Here is a 22,209-nt window from a genome sequence, read left to right as displayed (position 1 = left end):
CGACTAAACCTAGAACTACCACACGGTTTTCATAGTGCCACCGTCCACTACTAGGGTTGCACCCGTTATATAACTAGCCGCATCTGACAATAAAAATGCCCCAGTCTTGCCGAACTCACTGGGATCGCCATAGCGACCAAGCGGGATGGTAGCTTGGCTGACAGTACGCTGCTCATCAAAACTTATCGCCTTTGCCTTCGCCTGCAGCGTATCAAGATTCACCATGCGATCGGTGGCAATTAAACCCGGCACTAAATTATTAACGCGAATATTTTCTGGCGCTAACTGCTTAGACAAACTCTTAGCCAAGCTGGTCACGCCGGAGCGCATGACATTAGATAACAACAAAAAGTCCACAGGCTCTTTCACCGATGACGAGGTGATGGTCAAAATTGACCCACCCCCGGCCGCGCGCAAATGCGGCAAGGTCTCGCGAATCATGCGAACGGCACTCATTAAAGTCAGCTCAAAGGCACTCTGCCAATCGTCATCGCTAAACGCGTCAAATTGACCTGGCGGGGGCCCTCCGGCATTCACCACCAAGCCATCTACACGGCCAAAATCAGCGCTGGCCTGGGCAACCCACGTGGAAATACTGTCCGCGTCGCTGGCGTCCATACAATAGCCGCGCACTTTCGCACCTGTTGCCGCCGCCAACTCGGTTGCCGCCGCCTGGATACTACTTTCACTGCGGCTGGCGATAGCAAGCGACGCGCCGTTTAATGCCAGCTGTTCAGCAATCGCGTAACCCAAGCCCTTGCTCGCAGCAGCGACCAGGTACACCTTATTGTTCACATTGAGTTCCATTTCCACCTCTTTTATCGATATTGTCTGCAAGTAGCGGTATCTAAAACCACCGCTATCTGAAAAAATCTTAGCTAAAAGCAATCATCCCTAAAATCAATTACCTCCAGCAACGACCACCTCGTGAAACAATCACCTTGAGAAACCAACTCCCAGACTTGCACTGCCGACTTGCACTGCCGACTTGCACTGCCGACTAGCAAAACGGCATTATCGCAAAGAAACAGAATACTCGCTGGGCGCACACAGTCTTATCTAAAAGGCGACGCGCTGTCAGAAGTTCGTTAGAATAGCGCCGCTTTACGATCCTGCTAACACAAATCCGAAAAAACACATGACACTTGATATGATCGCTGTCAACATTGCATCGCAATGACAGACGACAAAACAATGACTATGACTACAACTAACACCAACAATAGCTACCATCACGGCAATCTGCGTGAAGAACTCATGGAACTTGCCGAAAAACACCTCGTTAATGAAGGTATTGGCGAGCTCAGCTTGCGCGCGCTGGCAAGGGAGATCGGCGTATCCCAAACTGCGCCCTATCGCCACTTCAAAGACAAGAACGCCTTACTTGCTGCACTAGCAACCGAGGGTTTCCGACGCTTTTTTGAGTTTTGCCTGGCCAGTGAACGCGAACCACGCGCAGACCTTAGCCTTCTATATTTTGGCCTTAGTTATGTGCAATTCGCAAAAACTCATACGGAAATGTTTAATCTAATGTTTGGCCCGGTATTGCAACCGCGAAATAACTATCCAGAGCTTTTTGCCGCTGGACGTGAGGCCATTTACAAAGTGCGAGCCGGTGTGGAACGCGGTTTCAAAACCGGAGTATTGAGAGAACTCGATGACGTCGCCTCAATGGCGCACACTGTCTGGGCTGCGGTGCACGGCGTGGCAACATTAATGTTAGACCACGGCGACACCTACGGTTATCACCGAGACCTAGACCTACAAGCCGAAAAATCACTGCGCATGATGATCGCCGGGCTTTGTACAGACCCCAGCGAGATCTCGCGTCTGCCAACGATAGCAACCACCTACCCGCCAGAAAGCGCCTAAACCCAAACACCGCCTACAGGGTTTGGCGCAAGACCACCAATGGCGGCTGAGTAATTAGTTTCCGGCAAGACAGCCACGCTAGAGTGCACATTGTAAGTACACCAATCAGCGGCGCCACAATAAACACCCCGCCATGTATGGCAACATCCATTTCTAAAACCCAATACTGCAAGCCAAATAAAGCGATATTGCTACCCAGCGCCGCGAGCAAACCAGACAGCAAACCCACTGCTGCAAACTCCATTAGCAAGCCACTGACAATTAACTTCTTGCTCGCCCCAAGGGTACGCAAGATCGCGTTCTCGTGCAGGCGGCTATCCAAACTGGCTAAGACATTGGCCACCCCAACCAGTAAGGCACACACCACTACCAACATCAAAACCAAACCAATGGCGGTGCTGACCTGACTCACCACTATTTTCATTTGTTTAATAACCGTATCAATTTCAATCAGTGACACGGTGGGGAACTGCCTAAGTAAATCACCGAGCAAGGCCTTTTGTTCAGGCGGCAAATAGAAACTGGTGATATAACTACTCGCATAATTCTCTAAACTTTGCGGCGGAAATATAAAATAAAAATTCGGCCGCATACTGGCCCAATCTAAACTTCGAATACTGCTCACTTGGGCATTGAGCAACTGACCGCCAATATTAAAAGACAGTGCGCTACCTATCGTCAGATTTAACTTGTTCGCAAGTTCAGACTCTACCGACACGGGGATCATATTTGCGCTCTCGGCCGCAAGGTCTGGCCACCAGTTACCAGACAGCAATCGATTATCGTCAGGTAAATCGGACGCCCAACTTAAATTCAGCTCCCTATCTATGCTACCGCTATTAGCATCAATCTCTCTAATTTCACCTACTTTCTGCTGATCAATATGCGTCAATCGGCCGCGGATCATCGGATACAAGCCCGCGTCTTTCAAATCATGCTGTTTAAAAAAAGTATCTAGCGCTGCGATTTCTGAGGTTTGAATATTAATCAAAAAATGATTGGGCGCATCAACGGGCATCTGCATTTGCCAGTCCTCGATTAAGGACGTGCGAAGTACACCGAGACAGGTGAGTACCATCAGCGATAAGGCAAAACTCGCAACTTGAAAGGCATTGCCAATACGGCGCCGATAAATTGCCGCCAAGGCAATGCGCAGCGCACCACCAGCGCGGCCAAGAAACACCCGACGGGCGAATGAAATCAAAAACAGCACTAACACACTGGCCAATAAAGCGGTCACCAATGCGGCGCCTAACACCGCTGTACTCAGCAATACATCACCGCTATACCAATACATCAACAAACCAATGCCAAAAATGCCGGTCAGGGCGCTTAGCAACAAACCCGTGCCGGTCTCGTCATTACCGCGCCGTAATACCCGCAGTGGCGAGACTTTACTCAAAGCAAACACCGGTGGCATCGCAAATACTGCTGTGCAAGCAAAAGCAGTTACTGCCCCCACCATCAGCGGTCGCCAGCTAGCGGGGGAAATATCCACCGCAATAAGTTCTTTAAGGCTGGTGAATAAAGCCCACTGCAAACCGTGACCGCCAATCCCTCCGACAATGACAGCTGCCAAGCAAAGTAAAGTGAGCTGGGTCATATAATGACTTAACACCTGCCGCCGACTCGCCCCCAGCGCCTTCATTATTGCCACGTTGTCCGTATTGCGCTCGCCGTAGCGACGCGCAGCCAAAGAAATTGCAGCGCCTGCCAGGGCTACACCGAGGCTCGCTGCTAGCAATAAATAGCCCTCTGCTCGCTGCAGGGTCGCAGCCATCGCAGGTTGACCATCACGGACATCCTGCCAGCTCTGCCCCTCATCTAGTTGCGGCGATAACCACTGTGCAAAGCCTTGCAGCGCCTGTTCGGTGCCAGCGAATAAATAGCGGTAACGCACCAAACTACCGGGCTGGACGACATCCGTTGCCGCTAAGTCCGCGTAGTTAATCAGTCCGCGTGGCGCCAGCATCTCGTTCATATTGCCTTGATCCGGCTCACTGATCAGCGCCTGACTGGCGGTAAACTCGGCATCTCCTATGCCTGCAGCGTCACCCACATTCAAATCCAGCAAGGCGAACAGCCGCGAGTCCATCCACAATTCGCCGGGTTTCGGGCCAGCCACGCGCATTATCGGCGCGCCGAATAATTGCTCGCTCACGCCCAGCTCACCTAGCAGCGGATAGTCATTTGAAACTGCGCGTATAGAAGCCAATTGCATGGCGTCGCCGACATAGATCATCGAGCGAAAGCTAGCCACCGTAGCGGTTCGTAAACCCCGAGACTGAGCCTCGGCAATCCATTCATCAGGAACCGTGCGCGCGGTTTTCAAAACCCGGTCTGCGGCTAAAAAATGGTGGCTTTGCTGCTCCATCGTGCGGCTTAGGCGATCTGAGAACCCAGCGATGCCGCTGACAATGGCTACCGCTAAGGCCAGTGAAAAACCCAGCAAGCCCAGCTCTCCACCGCGCCATGCTCGGGCTAAGTGGCGCATACCACGAATGATCATAGCGTGGTGCCTGTCGCAGGCTCTTCACGCAGCAGGCCGTCATGCATCACCAAGGTGCGCTCGCAGCGCTGAGCCAAGACAGCCTCGTGTGTCACCAGTACCAGGGTGGTTTTGCTCTGACTGTTCAGTTCAAAGAGTAAATCAATGATCCGCTGACCGGTGTGCTCATCTAAATTACCGGTAGGCTCATCGGCAAATAAAATATCAGGGCTAACCGCAAATGCTCTGGCTAAGGCAACTCGCTGCTGCTCACCACCAGATAGGACGCGGGGATAATGACCACCGCGCTCGGCCAAGCCGACTTTGTCTAAGAACTTCTTGGCCTCGATAGCAGGCGAACGATGGCCGGCCAACTCCAGTGGTAACATCACATTTTCTAGCGCTGTCATACCCGGCAGCAATTGAAATGACTGGAACACAAATCCAACGTGACGAGCGCGCAGCGCAGCGCGCTGATCTTCAGTCATCACACTGATATTCTGCTCATGCAAAAAGATATCGCCACTACTGGCATTATCGAGCCCCGCCAGCAATCCGAGCAGCGTCGACTTACCCGCTCCTGATGCCCCAACGATGGCAACGCTCTCGCCTCCCTTGATTTCAAAGCTGATCCCTTTCAGTATGTCTAATTGCTGCCCGCCAGTGACAACCGTCTTACAGAGATTATTAACACGAATCATGATGAAATCTATTTCCCTTATATGCTCAAGCAGCGCAAAACTTATGCGGCTGCTAATATTGTCTGGCGGCTTATTAAGCCTGATTTCTAGTGCTACTTTCGCCACTGCTGCAGACGGCGCACCCAGTCACAAAATACTGATTCTTGGCGACAGCCTAAGTGCCGGCTACGGCATTCGCCAACAAGAAGGCTGGGCTTACCTCTTGCAAACCGAGCTGGCTGAACGCGCGATCATTATCAATGCAAGCGTCAGCGGCGAAACCACAGCAGGCGGAGTACAGCGCCTACCGCCACTCATTGAACAACACCAACCCAGCATTGTGATCATTGAACTCGGCGGCAACGACGGCCTAAGAGGCTACCCCGCGACCAGCATACGTAAAAACCTGCAGACATTGATCACCAAAAGTATGGATGCTGGCGCCGAAGTACTGCTCATCGGTATGCGAATACCGCCGAACTACGGCACGCGCTATACCAATGCATTTGAGCAAAATTACGTTCAGCTAGCCGACAAATACTCCTTGGCGCTGGTTCCGTTTTTACTCGAGTCCGTCGCAGGCAAGCCCGCGCTAATGCAAAGTGATGGTATCCACCCTACCGCTGAGGCCCAAGCACTGATACTACAGAACGTATTGCCTGCACTGCGAGCAATGCTGGATTAAGTTTTTGTAAGCCAGCAACTTCCATCAAACCTGGCGGGATACATGATGACAGATGCCGAGCAATTAGCCGCAGTACAGGCGGCAGATAAGGTGATTTTGTTCGACGGCGTATGCAAGCTGTGTAACGCTTGGGGTCGTTTTATTATTCGATTTGATAAAGCCCAGCAGATTAAATTAGCGCCCGTGCAATCCGAAGAGGGGGTCGCACTCATGGACTACTATCAATTAAATCAGGCCAATACCCAGCAAGGCCAATACGACACCATGTATTATTTAAAGCAGGGTCAGGTTTATGAGAAGAGCACGGCTTTCTTAGCCATCATGGCCACCATGCCCTACCCTTGGCGAGTGCTCTGTATGTTCAAGATCGTACCCCGTTTTATTCGAGATCTGGTCTACGATTATGTCGCTTGCCGCCGCTACACGCTCTTCGGTAAATATACCCAGTGCACCCTGCCAAGCCCGGATCATGACAAACGCTTTTTGACTTTTTAAGCGCGCAATTTGTACACCTTAACCGCACTTTAGTCCATAAAACGAATGGTCATACCAACTTTAATGGGTCTAATAACTCGCTTAACTGCTCTCGACTCAGGTCTGTCATTTCTTCCGCAACGTCGAGTATCGGACGCTGCTGCGCGTAGGCCTTTTTGGCAATATCAGCCGCAGCCAAATAACCAATAATAGGATTTAGGGCGGTTACTAATATCGGATTTTTGGCCACGCTGGTCGCCAGCACATCCTCGTTTACCTCAAAGCCAGCAATAGCTTGATCTGCCAATGAACGGCAAGAGTTCGCCATTAAATCAATGCTCTGTAATAGGTTGTAAGCAATCAGCGGCAGCATCACATTAAGTTGGAAATTACCTGACTGACCCGCCACCGTGATACAGCTGTCATTGCCAATAACCTGGGCAGACGCCATCGCAACCGCCTCGGGAATAACCGGATTCACTTTTCCCGGCATAATACTGCTGCCCGGCTGCAAGGCGATTAAGCGGATCTCGGCTAGTCCTGCCAGCGGCCCACTATTCATCCATCGCAAGTCATTGCTGATTTTCATCAGCGTTACCGCAAGCGCTTTCAGTTGGCCCGACACAGCAACTGCAGTGTCTTGAGAAGACAGCGCTTCAAATAGAGAGGGGCTGGGTACAAAGCTTATGCCGGTGTCTATGCTGATTGCAGCGCAAAACTTTTCCGCAAACAAGTCTGGCGCATTCACGCCGGTGCCCACCGCCGTTCCGCCCTGCGCTAGCTGACATAGGTATTGTTGAGATTCGAGCAAGCGATTTTTAGACTTATGAACTTGCTCAGCCCAGGCACTCAACTCTTGGCCTAGGGTTAAGGGCATTGCATCCATTAAATGAGTGCGACCTGTTTTTATAAGCTTGTTTAGACTGCGCGCTTTATCTCGGATGGTGGCTTCCAAGTGTTCAAGTGCTGGTAGCAAGCGATGCTGTATAGCCATAGCCGCGCTAACGTGTATGGCCGTAGGAATGACGTCATTGCTGCTCTGGCTCATATTAATATGGTCATTGGCGCTAACGCTTAAGCCACTTTGCTCGGCGGCTAAATTCGCCAAGACCTCATTGACGTTCATATTGGTGCTCGTGCCTGAGCCTGTTTGAAATACATCGAGGGGAAACTGCTCGCTATACTGGCCCGTCAGCAACTTATCTGCGGCCGTGGTGATGGCTTGAAATAGGGATTCTGGCAGCAATTCTTCTTTGTGGTTCACCATGGCTGCACAGCGTTTGATGCGAACGATAGCCGCAATAAATTGACTCGGCAAGGTGAGTTCACTAATCGCAAAATTATTAATGGCACGCTGGGTTTGCGCGCCATATTTAGCACTTTTGGGCACGGAAATTTTGCCCATACTGTCGCGCTCAATCCGGTAATCACTCATAGTCGGTCCTTTCCTCTCTTGAGTATCGAAGGTATTGAAGGTATCGAAGGTAACGCTGATATCGTATTTACCCCCGCTAACCCCTTACCACCGCTGGCCCTTAAACACATTTTCAGCGACATCACTCCGCGCCACCACACGTACCGCTTGGCTGTAAGCAAGGATGCCCTCGTGTTATCACCTCTAAATGCTTAAAATAGCGCGAATTAACAGGGAGATAATAATGTCTGACTACCACAATGCCACTACCGAACAATGGCTTCAATGGGACAAAGATCATATCTGGCACCCCTATTCATCCATGCTAAACCCTGTAGAAATGATTCCGGTAGTCTCAGCAAAAGGCGTACGGCTCACCTTAGCAGACGGCACCGAGCTAATTGACGGTATGTCGTCGTGGTGGTCGGCCATCCACGGTTACAATCACCCAGCTCTCAATGCCGCTGCCACCGCGCAGTTAAGCGATATGTCCCATGTTATGTTTGGTGGTATCACTCACCCTGCCGCCGCCACATTAGGAAAGCGCCTAGTAGACCTAACGCCAGCCGCTCTCACCAAGGTGTTTATCTCAGATTCCGGCTCGGTGGCGGTTGAAGTCGCCATTAAAATGGCTTTGCAATACTGGTACTCCATCGGCAAGCAACACAAAACTCGATTACTTGCACTGCGCAATGGCTACCACGGCGATACGTTTGGCGCGATGGCGACCTGTGATCCAGTAACAGGCATGCATCACTTGTTCAATAAAGTATTACCGTCACATATCTTTGTAGAGTCCCCCCGCACCGCGTTTGGCGACACCGCCAGCGACGCCGACATGGCCGCAATCACCACTGCATTGAAAGAGCACCATCAAGAACTGGCCGCTGTGATTGTAGAGCCCATTGTCCAAGGGGCTGGCGGCATGAAGTTTTACAGTGGCGACTACCTTCGCCGCCTGCGCGCACTCTGCGATGAATATGATGTCTTGTTGATCCACGACGAAATAGCCACCGGCTTTGGTCGCACCGGCAAATTATTTGCCTGCGAACACGCCGAGATCAGTCCAGATATTATGTGCCTTGGCAAAGCCCTAACTGGCGGCTATTTGTCATTGGCTGCGACCCTGTGCAGTGACCGTATAGCAGAAGGTATTTGCAATGGTGAAGCTGGCGTCTTCATGCATGGCCCCACATTTATGGGTAACCCCCTAGCCTGTAGTATTGCAAACGCCAGTATCGACCTACTGTTAGCCAGCGACTGGCAAGCTAATATCCAAAGGATAGAGAGTATACTCCGCGAAGAACTCAGCCACGCGGCGCCATTGAGCTCTGTCGCGAACGTCCGCTGCCTAGGGGCAATAGGCGTAATAGAACTTAAAGACAATGTCGATATGACAAGTATTCAAGCGCGATTTATCGATAAAGGTATCTGGATGCGGCCCTTTGGCAAGCTGGTTTATACCATGCCTCCGTATATCATCGGTGACCAAGATCTAACTCAGCTCTGCCGGAGTATTGTGGCTGCTGTAGCCGAAGAGGAATAAATTATCATGCCAGAAGCGAGTCTTAAAACCCGACTTCACACCGTTATTTTTGGCACCGAACCGGGTGCCGGCAGAAACTTTGATATTTTTCTGATTGTTATAATATTAACTAGTGTCGCCGCGCTATTCGTTGACTCCATTGCCACGGTCCATCAAAAATACGGAGACTGGCTATTCGCAGCAGAAGTTGTGTTTACTGTGCTATTCACACTCGAATATGCGGCGCGCATTTATTGTTCGCCCAACCGCCGGGCTTATATTTTCAGTTTCTACGGTTTAGTAGACCTGCTAGCCACCATACCCACCTATCTATCTTTACTAATACCAGGCGCCCAACATCTTTTAATCATTAGAATATTTCGTGTCTTGCGAGTCTTTAGGATTTTCAAATTATTTCATTATATGAGCGAGGCCAACGTCCTTATTCGCTCACTGATGTCTTCACGCCGAAAGATATCAGTGTTTTTAGTGTGTGTGCTCACGCTCATCGTCGTTTTTGGTGCCTTAATGTACTTGATTGAAGGCCCAGAAAACGGGTTTACCAGTCTGCCTAAAAGTATGTACTGGGCTATTGTCACAGTAACAACTGTCGGTTACGGCGACATCGCACCGCACACCCCCATGGGCCAATTGATCGCCGCGCTAGCAATGATTACCAGCTATGCCATTATCGCTATTCCTACCGGTATTTTAAGTGCTGAGTTAATACAAGAAAGCCAACGCAGTATTACTAATAAGCAATGCGATAGTTGCAAGAAATTTGGCCATGAAAAAGACTCAGAATTCTGCCGCCACTGCGGCGAAAAACTGCTTCCGCCGAGTTCATAATTCAAAAAATAAACTCGATCAAAACGGCACCATACGTCATGCTAAAAAAGCGACCAGTTAAAATGAGGGGGATGTACTGCAATGATTGAACAACTTACTTTGAACGTCTCAGGCCAAGGTTTGCACAGTGTCACAAGTATGATCAGTGAAGCTATATTGCGGCTTTGTCGCGGCCAAGATGGTCTCTGCACCCTATTTATTCAGCACACTTCGGCTAGCCTTTTGGTTCAAGAAAATTATGATGACAGCGCCCGCAGAGACTTGGAACACTGGTTAAACCGCTTGGTGCCCGAGCACGATCCACTCTACACCCACACGCTTGAGGGCAGCGATGATATGCCCGCTCATATCAAAGCCTCGCTAACCGCAACATCTCTATCCATACCCATAATCGACGGTCAACTCGCCCTTGGAAGTTGGCAGGGGATTTACCTGTGGGAGCACCGACACGCGGCGACAAGGCGCAATATCATCATGCATATCGGCAGCTAAACCACCCGCATTCAGTCTGCGTTAATCTGCAACGAGTAAACTCTTTACCGATATACATGGGCAAACAATATGAACTAAGCGTCATCTTTAGGTCTTAAAGCCTGTGGTATTCTGAGCCAGATTTTTTCAACACTAATAAACTAGGTGCTTACTTCATGAGTAGTATTAAAAATATTATACTAAGCCTATCGATGATAGGTGCGTCGGCCTTTTGCAGCGCTATCGAAGTTAACGGCACCCTGCCGAACTTTGAGGTTCCATCCAAAGGTGAGCTCATACTGGATAATGACAAAATACGTCATCAACCGTGGTCAACAGCGCAAATAAGCACAGGCACACCCGCCTTGGTGTTTCACGTGGCCGCCAGAATGTCTGCCGACGCCATTATCGCGCCGCTCAAAGAGCGTCTCAACCAAGCGAACTACGAGCCCGGCAGCTTCCAGTCAATCAGTATTATCAATTTGGATGATGCGATGTGGGGCACATCGGGACTGGTAAGCAGTGAGTTAGGCAAGAACAAACGCGAGCACCCAGAGGCGGTGCTTGTAGCGGACGAGGAAGGCCATGGCCTTGCCGCATGGCAATTGGAACAGGGAACCGTGGCGTTTATCCTAGTGGACTATGAGGGTAAAATTCGCTATTTAAAGCAAGGTAAACTTTCGGCAGACGACATTAACACTATTATCGCGATGCTAGACGAAGAGATAGCAAAGAGTAAAAGCTAGGCCATCTAAACTTGCCACGAGGGCCGCTAGAAGCAGCGGCGGCCTTCAACTAAACGCGCAAATCTGCGCAGCATTGCCTTTACGCCTAGGTGCATCACCGGACTGAATACCGGTAAAAAATACTTACTGGCCCCTTTTGGCTTCATCGCCATTGTCCAGCGCACCCGACAGGAGTTTTCATCGATTGCATCGACCTCATAGCGCTCTGCAAACGACTCAATATTATCCTTGCTGCCATGGGTAAAGCAAAAAGCCATTTCCCGTCCGTACTCCCACGCGATAAACTCTTCATAACCGACGAGGCCGCCTATCATACTGACCGTGCGCGTGGTGCCAATACCAAAGGGTTTAGGCGCAGTCCACTCCACTTTCTGGATAGGCATAGCCCAACGCGGCCAGTCGTCAGCATTCTCGAAAGATGCGAATACGTCTGCCGCACTGACTTTCACCTCTACTTCGGCAACATAGCGAAACGGGGCGACATCAAAAAATGTCATGTCGACGGTTTTACACTGGTACTTATTTGCCACGCGAACTCTCCAATAAAGTGATCTCTCACTAATCCGGCCAACTGCGCCTATATGCGGGAATCTAACATCAGTGGTAATTCTCTAACAAGGCATGAACGTAAATATGACAAAGTCTTCATCTAGGACCAACGGGTAAATGCCAGATTTTGAGCAAGTAGCAAAGACAGCTGAAAGGCTGGATATCCTGTATCAGGACGAATATATCATCGCGATAAATAAACCCAGCGGCCTATTAGTCCACCGCAGCCCCATTGATCGCCACGAAACCCGCTTTGCGATCCAGATACTCCGCGACCAAATTGGTCAGTATGTTTATCCAGCTCATCGCTTAGACAAGCCCACGTCCGGCGTTTTACTTTTCGGCCTGAGTGGCGCCGTGGCAAGCGAGCTAGGACACATCTTCAGCGGTCAGCAAATTAAAAAGTCCTACCTGGCGGTCGTTCGCGGCCATTGCGCCGAAGCCGGCCATATCGACCACGCATTGACAGAAATTACCGACCAACGCATTGCCAAGAGCAAGGTAGCGGCCAAACAATCCGCGGTTACCGACTTTCGATTATTGGGGCAATACCAACTGGATGTCGAGATTGAAAGCTATCCCCAGTCTCGCTATTCGCTTTTAGAACTGCAGCCGCAAACCGGCAGGCGCCATCAGTTACGTCGCCATTTAAAGCATATATCCCACCCTATTATTGGCGACGCTAAATACGGCCGAGGTCGCCATAACCGCTACTTTGCAGAGCACCTGCAATGCCCCAGGCTGCTGCTACACGCTGCGCAACAAACCTTTCAACACCCGGTAAGCGGTCTTGAAATATGCATCAACGCGCCTATCGATGTGCACTTTTCCAAGCTTCTCAGACGCTTTGCATGGATTGACTTACTGCCACCGGAATGGCAATAGTAAAAGGTTACAAAATTATAACTTACATCCAGCATCACCTAATCGTATGGTAGCGGATATAACAATATCCCCGTCGCAAAAACTACTAACGTCCAAGCGGGGGAACGCGGGAACTAAGTATGCTAACTCATTATGATTACATTATTGTCGGCGCAGGATCTGCCGGCTGCGCCCTAGCTAACCGTCTTTCAGCTAGCGGCAAACACAGCGTTCTGCTCCTCGAAGCCGGCGGTAAAGATAGCCATCCCATGGTACATATCCCACTGGGCTTCGCATTCACCATGAAGAACCCACAATTTAGCTGGTGCTATCAAAGCCAGCCCGAGCCCCATATGAACAACCGGCGTATCGATCAGCCGCGTGGCAAACTGTTGGGCGGTTCTAGCTCAATCAACGGCATGGTATACATCCGTGGCCAGCGAGAGGATTACGATCACTGGGCAGCGCTAGGCAATCGCAACTGGGGCTACGACGACCTACTCCCTATATTCAAACGCTGCGAACACAATACTAACGGCAGCAGTGACTATCATGGCAGCGACGGTCAGCTCTGGGTTGATAATGTGGGCGACAAATATGCCTTAGCCGATATGTATATTCAGGCCGCCACTGAATCCGGCATTCCTGCCAACGCGGATTTCAACGGGGAAAATCAAGAGGGTGCGGGCTTCTATCAAGTGAACATCCGCAATGGCTTGCGCCAAAGTACTGCTAAGACCCACCTGAAACCAGCGATGGAAAGGCCCAATCTCAAGGTCCTCACCGATGCTCTGGCAAGTAGAATAGAGTTCCAAGGCAATCGCGCGACCGCGCTGCGCTATATCCACAAGGGTAAACAACTTACCGCTCGCTGCCGCAGCGAAATCATCTTGTGTGGTGGGACTATTAACTCACCCCAATTATTAGAGCTGTCCGGTGTCGGCAACCCAGCGGTATTGCAGCAACACAGCATCAAGGTCCACACCGCATTGAAGGGCGTCGGCGAAAATTTGCAGGACCACCTCACCGTAAATACCCAGCGCTCATTTGTGGGTTTAAAAACATTCTATGAAGATTCAAGGCCATTGGCCATGATAGCTACCTTTGCAAAGCTGGCCTTTAAGCGTAAAGGCATGCTGGTGCATCCCGCCTCACAGGTCGGTGTTTTCTTTAAAACTGATAGCACCGAGCAACGCGCAGATGCGCAAATCCACTTTACCCCGGCAGCTGGAACACAGGACGACAGCGGTAAGATGATAACGGTTCCCGGCACGACCGCAACCGTGTGTTATTTACGCCCTAAGAGTCGCGGCCACGTGCATATTCGCAGCAACGACCCCAAAGATGCGCCGGCACTGCTACACAACTATCTTGCTGACGAAGGTGATCGTCAAAAAATGATTGCGGCGGTGCGCAAAACCCGCAGTATTTTTGAAGCTCCAGTCTTTAATGAACATCGCAGAGAAGAGCTGCTGCCTGGACCTGAGATCCAAAGCGATGAAGATATTCTGGAGTTTATTCGCAATACCGGCGAATCGGTATACCACCCGGTAGGTACCTGTAAAATGGGCAGCGATGACATGGCCGTGGTTGACGACCGCTTAAAAGTCCACGGTATAGAAGGGCTTCGGGTCGCAGATGCATCCATAATGCCCACCCTAATATCGGGAAATACCCATGCGACTACCGTGCTCATAGGCGAGCGCTGTGCCGACTTTATACTGGGCGAGAACGGCGCCTGAGCGCCTAGTGAAAGTTAATTTTGGCGATAGGGAATTTGACAATACTCGATGCCACTCAGAGGGCGAATACCGTGTTTGTCTAGACACATTTTCATCGAGTTCATCGACAAACTGATATTTGGTGTGGGCCCTAAATACACATGATCTAAGTCGACGGCATTGCTGTCGTCCGATACTAGTGAAAAACGCATATAGGGTACTAGCATGCTGCGACCTTCACGGAAATTTACCGCGGCGTCACGATAATCTGATACCACTGGCGATACTAGACGCCACTCTTGCTCTTCCTCAAATGAGGGATGCTTAAGAATGGCCGCCAAGCGCAGTAAATCACTCTCAAGATGCTCAAACAACTGATGGTAAACAGTGCGTTCGACGCCATCCTCAATGCTATCAGCCAACACTTCTACCGAATCTATTACCTGCCCAATTAAAGCCTGCTGCGCCAAATGATCATAGATACAGCGCCCCATCCGAAATTGCTGCTTCGCCGCACAAGCCACCACAGTGGCCGGATTAAAGCCTAGGCTAGCGCCCTTGCCAACCGAACTGTAGCCGCGCCATTGGCTCAACAAGTTACCATTTGAACGAAACGACGCGCCAAACAATATATGACCGTTGGTAATACGATGTTTTACCCAGTCCAAAAAACAAGTCAATAAATGCGGGCGGGGATGAGCTTGGTTAATACGTTTAGCGACCTCATTGGCAAGCAGGTCTGCGGTATGACGCAACTCTGCAGAATCATTCATATAACGAATATCACTCGCCCACAGTGTGCGGCTACCGATAATACCGAGAACGCCACTGAGTGATGTGTAGTGGTATAGGGTTTCTTGGGGCTGTTCAGAAAATAAGGCTTCGGTGATGTTACTTATCATATAAACTCCTCGACTTCCGCCGCTTTACTGTCGTGTTGTGAGCGCTATAGTTTCGTAACAGTCACCGCAAACAGACTTCACTTAGCTTATGCCGCACCACCCTCGTACGCAGCCTCATCAGCCCGCAAAAACTCTTCCACCAGACCATTAAAAATAGCTGGGTATTCCGCATGTAGCCAATGACCCGCCTTAGGAATGGTCTCAAAATACATATTGGGAAATTGACGCATCATTGGCGCCCGATTTTCGTCGCGAATATAGCCTGACAGCTCTCCGCGAATGAACAAGCTTGGGCCATTAAACAAATCTGGAGATGGTGCATCTCGAAGATTGTCATATAGCTCGGCGATCACCGCCAAATTCATTCTCCACGCCCAGCCATCCTTGCCGTCGCGCATTAAATTTTTGAGTAAGAATTGGCGTATTCCAAGCTCTGGCACATCCTTCACTAACAGCTGATCTGCGTGTTCGCGGTTTCTTAGCGAACGTAAATCCAGACCCAGCAATGCAGTAATAATTGCGTCGTGGCCGCGCCCGTAGCGCACCGGAGCGATATCAGCAACGATTAAGCGCCGCACCCGCTCGGGCTGTGTTATTGCGACTTGCATCGCGACTTTGCCACCAAGAGAGTGACCGAGTAAATGTGCTCTTGGAATATCCAGCGTGTCCATAGCCGCAACAACATCTTCCGCCATGACCGGAATATCCATTTGATCACTATGCGCCGACTTACCGTGATTACGCAGATCCATGCGAATTACCGTAAAGTATTTTTCTAAACAACGTGCAACTGCCATCAAGTTACTCGCCGAGCCAAACAGACCGTGTAATAAAACAACGCTAACAGGCCCACTACCACTCACTTCAGTATGCAATCTCACTACTCTGGGCATATGTTCGCTTCTCTTCATCTATGGCCATTGCTAGAATGCGCAGGCATTTTCAATAAAAAAGGGCTCATTGTGCGATTTACTCTGCTTATCTTGGCGCTAATTGGCGCCGCAGTATCTACCGGCTGTAGTTCAACAGATTACAACCCAACCACCTACGACTACTTTATCAGTCGTGAAGACATACAACAAAAGCCACTTAAGAAAATTATTCTGGCGACTGTCAATGTCAGCGGCGAACCCACGCGCTCAGTGTTACGCGATAGCGTTGATAAAGTTGACGGTATGGTAGAAGACTATTTAGAAGACAACGGCATAAGTCTTGCGCCAAATCACTTGTTTAATAATGCCTGGCAGCAAGCGCTACTAACCTTTGGTAATTTTTATGACCCGACCACCGGGAAAGTAGATCGGGTCGGCTGGCAAAAAGTGATGTCCGCTACACTGCAAAGTCTGCAGGCACAAAACGACATCGACGCTGTGGTATTTACTGATCTGATCGAACACGATGTGCAACATAGCCCAGGGATGAAACACTATGCCCGCTGGTACGGTGTAACACGCGAACCGGCCACAGAAGGTACCACCTCCAGCGTCCCAACCGATTTCAATTGGACGCAAGTGATAAAAGGCGCGTCACTGCTGATTACAATTTATACTACTGAAGGCAAACCGCTGTTCTCTAGTCGCGGTGGTATCGACACCTTGCACGGGATTGATTCTCGCAAATCTGACAAGGGCTTTGTTAGACGCAAAAAGATTCTTAGTCGCAGCAACAACATCGAAGAAGGCATAGAAATAGCCTTTCACCCGCTGATTAAAATGAAAAACTACCCAGGAAAAGCAGCGCCTGTCGCAGCCAAAGCGGGCGCTGAACCTAAGGCGTCACAACCTTAACGCTACGCTTAAATGTCACCTAGTAAATACTGCGAAACGTGGCTTCAAATAAAATGAGGCCACGATCAATCATCCAGTAAGCAGCGACTGATCCCATAACATAAATTGTTGCTGAGCGCGTCATAGCTATGATGTGATCCCGCCACTGAAGCCTAGCCACTAACAAGCGTTTCCCTATCATTAGTGCGACCGCGACCATGGCAATAAAGAAAATCTGCCCCAGCTCAATGCCAATATTAAAGCCCAAAAGCGCCGGCAGCATGTCGCCACTGGGCACCCTAAGTTCTTCCAATACCGCCGCAAAACCCAGGCCATGCAACACACCAAAGAGCGCAACTATTGCAGTAAAGCCTTTACTATAATTTCTTGATTCGTCGCTGTGCCGATACCTGCCCGCATACAGCGCCATGACTAAAACACTCGCAGCAATAAGCCATTCAGCCATGGCCGGCCAATGTGGAATGACACCCATACTGACTAGAAATAAGGTGATGCTGTGACCTACGGTAAAAGAGCTTATCCAGATAAGGAGACGATAGCGATGACCGGCGATCAGTAACAGACCCAAAACGAATAAGAGATGATCGCTGCCAATAAGGATGTGCTTGATACCCAGGCCAGTAAATTGCAGTATCGGCGGCCCACTGCTAGTGACAAGCGCCGGCGAGAACCTATCCTCATCGGAGCCCAGCAAACTCTGCTGCTCGCCGCCATCACCGCCATACCAACGCAGCAGTGCTGCAGAACGCGACTCACTAAGTCCGTTAATAGCGAACACTAAGGAGGACACTGGCGCTGCACAGGCAAGGGTATAACGCTGCTCTACTGCGCCATCACGCACTGTTTTTTCGGCACGATCTATCGTGCGGCAGGATTCAGGTAAGACCACATTTGGCAAGCTCGCCGCTAAAACCGGGGTTTTCCATGTAAGCCCAATCACACCGCCAGGCAACTCCCTAAGTTCAAGTAAAGACGGTGCCAGTTTATGTGCATTAAGCCCGCTGCAAAGGCTAAAAAATATGAGTAAAGCACTAAGTATTCGCATGACAGACCACCTGATATTTGTCACGCAGTTTATCAATATATGCAGCCCAGACTTGGGCTTGCCGCTCTCGACGCCAACGATCTGCTAGCAGCGGTGCCATATCTGCCTGCGAACGCCGATAGCTATCGTGACGTTGCAGAATACGCACCAGATGAAACCCGTAAGCTGATTGCAGCGGCCCAAACCAATCATTCACAGGCGTATCTGTGTTCACTAGTGCAAGACTAAAGTCTTCACCAAATTTTGAGGTTATCGACACCAGCGTCAAATTAGAAAAATAATTACCATCCAAGAACACGTCACCCTGATCAGCCATAGACGCATTTAGCGCCACTAGCGCTTTAGCTTTAGCTTCTCCGTCATCAGAGTTAAAAAATATATGTTCGAAACTAAAGCGCGCCGCAACGAGACCGAGCTCTTTGCTCTCGGCGTATATCCCGCTTAACTGCGCTGCCGTGGGATAACTGCCCTCCTCCTCAAGCTCTGTCATATTATGCTGCAACAGCTGCATTAAGCGACGACGAATAACCTCATCGCTCGCCGCCATATTCATCGCCACTACGGCATCAATTTTGTCTTTTACACTTCCTTCAAGACCCAAAAAGTCCGCATCTCGAAGCAAGCGCTGATTTATGACGGTATCTGATTTATGCAAACCTTGCAGCATGGCCTCCTTTACTAGCATTTTCTCATCCAAGGCGACTTGCGCTAAATGACTGAGTTCAATCGGCGTCGCCGCTCGGCCAGTACTGCGCGTCCAATCAGATGTTAGAACATTCAACTGTGATTCGGAAAGACAGTCTATATAGCGCTGCTGATGTTTATCATAGGCAGCAGAAACACTGTAGAGCGTCAAGCCGATAATAAAAAAATGCAATAGCCGCGAGGACAATACTTGCCTCAAGGCAGAGGCCCGCCGACTGTATTAGCGTCTTGCATCGGCTTAGGGCTTAGCTCAGCCATAGGCGAAAACCAAATAGGCGACGACCAAGCTCGCTCCTGAATAATAGGTCGATGCGCAGCGACACAACACTGCTCGTATCCTGGTTTTATAGTACTGGGATCATCACAGTCAACTTTTGCCGCCACACATATTTGCTGACTCCAACGACAGCTCGGATTTTCGACGACACGGGCGTAGTAATATGCATGCTCGGCGGGATCAAACTGAGGGTCCTTCCAGCGACCGCATAGCTGGGTATATCCGCGGCCAAACGTTTCGCAGGTTTTTAAATTAACACCCGCATCGCTGGCGGCGTCACCGGCAATATCAATCACCTTTTCATCGCGCTGCCCCTTATCATCAACACTACCTTTAATGATTTGAATTCGCTGCAACGGCATTCCCGGACGACCGGAACGACCAGCATCCATTTTTGCAAATGCGGTAAACACGGGCGACGCGCTTGCATCCAGTAAACTTAAATCGCCGCCCATCGCGACGCCGTGCTCATAGCCCAGTGCAACATAATCACTGCGTTCGCAAATATCCTCTGGCAAGAGCTCATCACCTCCGAAAAATCGCAGGCTTATACGCGGGCCACTGGTGCCATAAGTTTCGCGCCGCTGCATGCCCTCAAACAGGGACGTCCGGCTATTTTCCTCCGCCCACACCGCCGCTAAGCCGCCAGGATTAAATTCTAGATCATCGGGTAGGCCTTCTGGCACCTCTTCACCAACCGGCACACCCGCGCCACCATGGCCCAAGAACCCTTGCTCTGCCACCGCACCCGGTGCGCCTAGATGGGTATCTGAGCTAGCAATAAAACCGAGTTTAAATGGATTCACTCCCAATCGTTGCTCCTGCGCCATACCATCACGTAAAACATCGCGAATAAATCCGGCATCGGGTTTGGGCGGCTTACTCATAAATGGCAATATTTTGCCGACAAATTTATCCGCAAAAGTCCCGTAGGGTAGTTGCTCAAAACCACATAGCTCATCGGCACTATTTAAGGGGTCGTAAAAACATTCAGAGCTGCCCTTGTGCTGCATCAGCTCAACCAAACGCTCCAACCTCGCCCGTTGCTTGGCATCTTCGGCGGTGATGGGCCCGCCGTCATCGCGAGCTAAGCTAAACATATAGCCATCGCTTAGATTCGAATTATGCGGTATCACAAGTACCTCACAGCCGGTTCCCGCATTAACACAGTCACGATCTAGGGCATCCCACAACAAGGGCGCTGACGGGGTATCGATAAAGCTAAGAGGTAAAGTCGGCACCTGTTTGTTTTTAAATAATATATTACGATGCAAATTGGCGAGATTGGCAGATGCTCCCGTCCATTCATAAGCAACAAAACTGGTAAATTCGCAATCTTCGCTTCTGTCATAAGCGGCTTCCGCGGCGTGCTGAATTTCCTGCCAAGGACGTAATCCCGCGTCCCGGCAGAACGCCCCATCTTCACCACACATACCTAAGCGTTTGCCCCGGGAAGATTGGGTGTTAAAAAGGAAAAAAGCAGCGCGAGGAAAGTTTCGATAAACCTTACATTGCCAACTAGTGTAAGACTCAAAACTAGGTGTTTGGCACATCTCCACTTCACCAAATAATTCTGCGTGATCCGTCACCACCGCAAAATCTAAAGGCCGGTCTAAGCGCAAGCGCCGCAGGGGTTTACCATCAGCTGTCCAGGGCTGCACACCCAGTTCTGCACCGCGGGCAAAACGATAGGCATCTGCCGGCGAGGTGCGGGTACCTTGGGTACTGGCATCTAAAGAATATTTGGTATGAACATGAGTGTCGCCAAAAAACACCTGGCGCTGCGAATCACGGTTTAAGCAAGGTTGTCGCGACTCGCGATAGCCACTCTGATCTTCAGAAGAATCTTTACTAACCACCTCTTCTGCATGCAGCCCAGCCACCAAAACCAAGGCTAAAGAGGCGAATAGGACAAATCGTAACGTTCTTAAGAATCCCTTGGAAACTACCGAGAAACACGCAGTCATTGCCATACCACCTTTTGTTTTTATAGTGCCACTATTATTATTTAAGCGCCGCCTTTTTACAATCCCAGTGGTATTCAGGAGTCGTTAAGCCACCGCGTGTGATCATGACCGGGTATTTAACAAAAGGAGCATCATTATGAAACTGACAAAAACGTTAATTCTGCTTGCTGGTTTAGGTTTTTTCGCAGGCAGCGCCTACGCCGACCATCGCGGTGGCAATCAATTTGAGGCCCGCTATCAATACCATGACAGCGGGTCTCACCAAGGCCATGACAAACATTATAAAAAACACCACAAGCAAGACTATGACAAATACGATAGACACTACTATCAAAGCTACAACAACCATCACTACGATAAACACCGCTATAGCAAGCATCACTACAATAAGCAGCGTTACGGTAAGCATTACTATGCGCGCCACGAGCATAACCGCCGCTGCGGTCATCGCTACCAACCGGCTTTTAATAGTCGAGTTAAAGTCGTTTTTGGTCTTTAGTAGCTAACAAACAGGGCGAACTCTGCACGATTTCGCCCTGTTTAAGTATCCTTGCGGTGCCTACTCGCCCAACTTCAACTTCATATTATCGAACCAGGTCTGCAATGCGCCGCAATCCTCTGGAATTGCACGTCGTACCCAGCCACAAAATCCGAGCACCACATAAAGGTCGATATCAGCCTGCGAGACTGTATCACCGACTAAATACTCTTTACTCTCTACCTCAGTATTCATTGTCTCAAAGAAGGCTGTAATGCGAAGGTTGCCACGTTCTACTAACTCCGCAATTTGCGGCATTTTCAGGGGCCCGGGAAGCGGACTGTCTTGAAAGGCTTTGCCCTTGTTTCTAAGCACTTCGCCAACAGCGCTAAAACCTTCAAAAAATATCTGGTGGCAATAGCCAATAATTTGAGCGCGCTGTAATCCCGTTTTCCCAAAAACGGGTTTATCTGGAAAAACATCATCCAAATAAGCACAAATTGCGACGGTATCAGACAAGATCGTACCGTCGTCCAATACCAAGGTCGGCAAGGTCAAGCGAGGATTGACCGCACTAAACGCTGGGGAAAGCTGCTCTTTTGCCATCATATCGATTTCTTGGGTCTCTAATTCGATACCCTTGTATTTCATCAATAGACCGACTCGGCGCGGATTTGGCGCTGGAGCGTATGTATATAGTTTCACCAGAT

22 protein-coding genes are annotated in these 22,209 nt (G+C 50.0%); 11 read left to right on the top strand and 11 right to left on the bottom strand.

Going from position 1 to position 22,209, the window contains the following annotated elements:
- Positions 1-15: 15 nt before the first annotated feature.
- Positions 16-795: an SDR family oxidoreductase gene (locus tag AB4875_RS09215; protein ID WP_368375772.1), complete on the bottom strand. Its 780-nt coding sequence runs from the start codon at positions 793-795 to the stop codon at positions 16-18.
- Between the two features lie 399 nt (positions 796-1,194).
- Here AB4875_RS09215 and AB4875_RS09210 point away from each other — a divergent pair, with 399 nt between their 5' ends.
- A complete protein-coding gene (locus tag AB4875_RS09210; protein ID WP_368375771.1) occupies positions 1,195-1,872 on the top strand; it encodes a TetR/AcrR family transcriptional regulator in 678 nt (225 codons plus the stop codon).
- Positions 1,873-1,885: 13 nt separating this feature from the next.
- On the opposite strand, the gene AB4875_RS09205 is transcribed toward AB4875_RS09210, so the two are convergent.
- Both AB4875_RS09205 and AB4875_RS09200 read right to left on the bottom strand, forming a co-directional pair.
- Entirely contained in the window at positions 1,886-4,381 is a 2,496-nt protein-coding gene (locus tag AB4875_RS09205) for an ABC transporter permease (protein WP_368375770.1), read from the bottom strand.
- Positions 4,378-5,061 (bottom strand): ABC transporter ATP-binding protein, encoded by a 684-nt coding sequence (locus AB4875_RS09200; protein ID WP_368375769.1) that lies wholly within the window; start codon positions 5,059-5,061, stop codon positions 4,378-4,380. The genes AB4875_RS09205 and AB4875_RS09200 overlap by 4 nt, the downstream gene beginning before the upstream one ends.
- A gap of 43 nt (positions 5,062-5,104) precedes the next feature.
- Between AB4875_RS09200 and AB4875_RS09195 the strand changes: the two genes are divergently transcribed.
- Together AB4875_RS09195 and AB4875_RS09190 are read left to right on the top strand one after the other, a co-directional pair.
- Positions 5,105-5,725, top strand: coding sequence for an arylesterase (locus tag AB4875_RS09195; protein WP_368375768.1), 621 nt, complete (start codon positions 5,105-5,107; stop codon positions 5,723-5,725).
- Positions 5,726-5,767: 42 nt separating this feature from the next.
- Positions 5,768-6,220: a thiol-disulfide oxidoreductase DCC family protein gene (locus AB4875_RS09190; RefSeq protein WP_368375767.1), complete on the top strand. Its 453-nt coding sequence runs from the start codon at positions 5,768-5,770 to the stop codon at positions 6,218-6,220.
- 49 nt (positions 6,221-6,269) lie between these two features.
- Here the strand turns inward: AB4875_RS09190 and AB4875_RS09185 are convergent, their stop codons facing one another.
- On the bottom strand, positions 6,270-7,634 hold the full coding sequence (locus AB4875_RS09185) for a class II fumarate hydratase (protein ID WP_368375766.1): 1,365 nt from the start codon (positions 7,632-7,634) through the stop codon (positions 6,270-6,272).
- A gap of 223 nt (positions 7,635-7,857) precedes the next feature.
- On the opposite strand from AB4875_RS09185, the gene bioA reads away from it, so the two are divergent.
- The 4 genes from bioA to AB4875_RS09165 all read left to right on the top strand — a co-directional run bounded on the left by bioA (position 7,858) and on the right by AB4875_RS09165 (position 11,204).
- Entirely contained in the window at positions 7,858-9,159 is a 1,302-nt protein-coding gene (gene bioA, locus AB4875_RS09180; protein ID WP_368375765.1) for an adenosylmethionine--8-amino-7-oxononanoate transaminase, read from the top strand.
- A 6-nt stretch (positions 9,160-9,165) separates the two neighbouring features.
- Positions 9,166-9,987 carry an ion transporter gene (locus AB4875_RS09175; protein ID WP_368375764.1) on the top strand — a complete coding sequence of 274 codons (822 nt, stop codon included), beginning with the start codon at positions 9,166-9,168 and terminating at the stop codon, positions 9,985-9,987.
- Between the two features lie 81 nt (positions 9,988-10,068).
- On the top strand, positions 10,069-10,479 hold the full coding sequence (locus AB4875_RS09170) for a secondary thiamine-phosphate synthase enzyme YjbQ (RefSeq protein ID WP_368375763.1): 411 nt from the start codon (positions 10,069-10,071) through the stop codon (positions 10,477-10,479).
- A 155-nt stretch (positions 10,480-10,634) separates the two neighbouring features.
- Positions 10,635-11,204: a YtfJ family protein gene (locus AB4875_RS09165; protein ID WP_368375762.1), complete on the top strand. Its 570-nt coding sequence runs from the start codon at positions 10,635-10,637 to the stop codon at positions 11,202-11,204.
- A 26-nt stretch (positions 11,205-11,230) separates the two neighbouring features.
- Here AB4875_RS09165 and AB4875_RS09160 read toward each other — a convergent pair whose 3' ends face one another.
- On the bottom strand, positions 11,231-11,734 hold the full coding sequence (locus AB4875_RS09160; protein ID WP_368375761.1) for an SRPBCC family protein: 504 nt from the start codon (positions 11,732-11,734) through the stop codon (positions 11,231-11,233).
- Between the two features lie 136 nt (positions 11,735-11,870).
- Between AB4875_RS09160 and AB4875_RS09155 the strand changes: the two genes are divergently transcribed.
- Together AB4875_RS09155 and AB4875_RS09150 are read left to right on the top strand one after the other, a co-directional pair.
- A complete protein-coding gene (locus AB4875_RS09155) occupies positions 11,871-12,638 on the top strand; it encodes a pseudouridine synthase (protein WP_368375760.1) in 768 nt (255 codons plus the stop codon).
- Positions 12,639-12,757: 119 nt separating this feature from the next.
- Complete coding sequence (locus AB4875_RS09150) at positions 12,758-14,359, top strand: GMC family oxidoreductase (protein WP_368375759.1); 1,602 nt, start codon at positions 12,758-12,760, stop codon at positions 14,357-14,359.
- 14 nt (positions 14,360-14,373) lie between these two features.
- Here AB4875_RS09150 and AB4875_RS09145 read toward each other — a convergent pair whose 3' ends face one another.
- Positions 14,374-15,240 carry a DUF2971 domain-containing protein gene (locus tag AB4875_RS09145; RefSeq protein WP_368375758.1) on the bottom strand — a complete coding sequence of 289 codons (867 nt, stop codon included), beginning with the start codon at positions 15,238-15,240 and terminating at the stop codon, positions 14,374-14,376.
- Between the two features lie 86 nt (positions 15,241-15,326).
- Entirely contained in the window at positions 15,327-16,133 is an 807-nt protein-coding gene (locus tag AB4875_RS09140; protein ID WP_368375757.1) for an alpha/beta fold hydrolase, read from the bottom strand.
- A gap of 69 nt (positions 16,134-16,202) precedes the next feature.
- Between AB4875_RS09140 and AB4875_RS09135 the strand changes: the two genes are divergently transcribed.
- The gene (locus AB4875_RS09135; RefSeq protein WP_368375756.1) at positions 16,203-17,027 is read left to right on the top strand and encodes a hypothetical protein; all 825 of its coding nucleotides are present in this window, start codon (positions 16,203-16,205) and stop codon (positions 17,025-17,027) included.
- A 19-nt stretch (positions 17,028-17,046) separates the two neighbouring features.
- Here AB4875_RS09135 and AB4875_RS09130 read toward each other — a convergent pair whose 3' ends face one another.
- The 3 genes from AB4875_RS09130 to AB4875_RS09120 all read right to left on the bottom strand — a co-directional run bounded on the left by AB4875_RS09130 (position 17,047) and on the right by AB4875_RS09120 (position 21,021).
- On the bottom strand, positions 17,047-18,072 hold the full coding sequence (locus AB4875_RS09130) for a HupE/UreJ family protein (protein WP_368375755.1): 1,026 nt from the start codon (positions 18,070-18,072) through the stop codon (positions 17,047-17,049).
- Positions 18,059-18,853 (bottom strand): peptidylprolyl isomerase, encoded by a 795-nt coding sequence (locus AB4875_RS09125; RefSeq protein ID WP_368375754.1) that lies wholly within the window; start codon positions 18,851-18,853, stop codon positions 18,059-18,061. The genes AB4875_RS09130 and AB4875_RS09125 overlap by 14 nt, the downstream gene beginning before the upstream one ends.
- A gap of 119 nt (positions 18,854-18,972) precedes the next feature.
- Positions 18,973-21,021, bottom strand: coding sequence for a DUF3604 domain-containing protein (locus AB4875_RS09120; protein WP_368375753.1), 2,049 nt, complete (start codon positions 21,019-21,021; stop codon positions 18,973-18,975).
- 136 nt (positions 21,022-21,157) lie between these two features.
- Between AB4875_RS09120 and AB4875_RS09115 the strand changes: the two genes are divergently transcribed.
- Positions 21,158-21,520: a hypothetical protein gene (locus AB4875_RS09115; RefSeq protein WP_368375752.1), complete on the top strand. Its 363-nt coding sequence runs from the start codon at positions 21,158-21,160 to the stop codon at positions 21,518-21,520.
- Positions 21,521-21,580: 60 nt separating this feature from the next.
- On the opposite strand, the gene AB4875_RS09110 is transcribed toward AB4875_RS09115, so the two are convergent.
- The gene (locus tag AB4875_RS09110) at positions 21,581-22,204 is read right to left on the bottom strand and encodes a glutathione S-transferase family protein (RefSeq protein WP_368375751.1); all 624 of its coding nucleotides are present in this window, start codon (positions 22,202-22,204) and stop codon (positions 21,581-21,583) included.
- Positions 22,205-22,209 lie beyond the last annotated feature (5 nt).

Source organism: Zhongshania sp. R06B22, assembly GCF_040892595.1.
Taxonomy (GTDB): domain Bacteria; phylum Pseudomonadota; class Gammaproteobacteria; order Pseudomonadales; family Spongiibacteraceae; genus Spongiibacter; species Spongiibacter arctica.
This window is presented reverse-complemented; position numbering and strand designations above follow the sequence as displayed.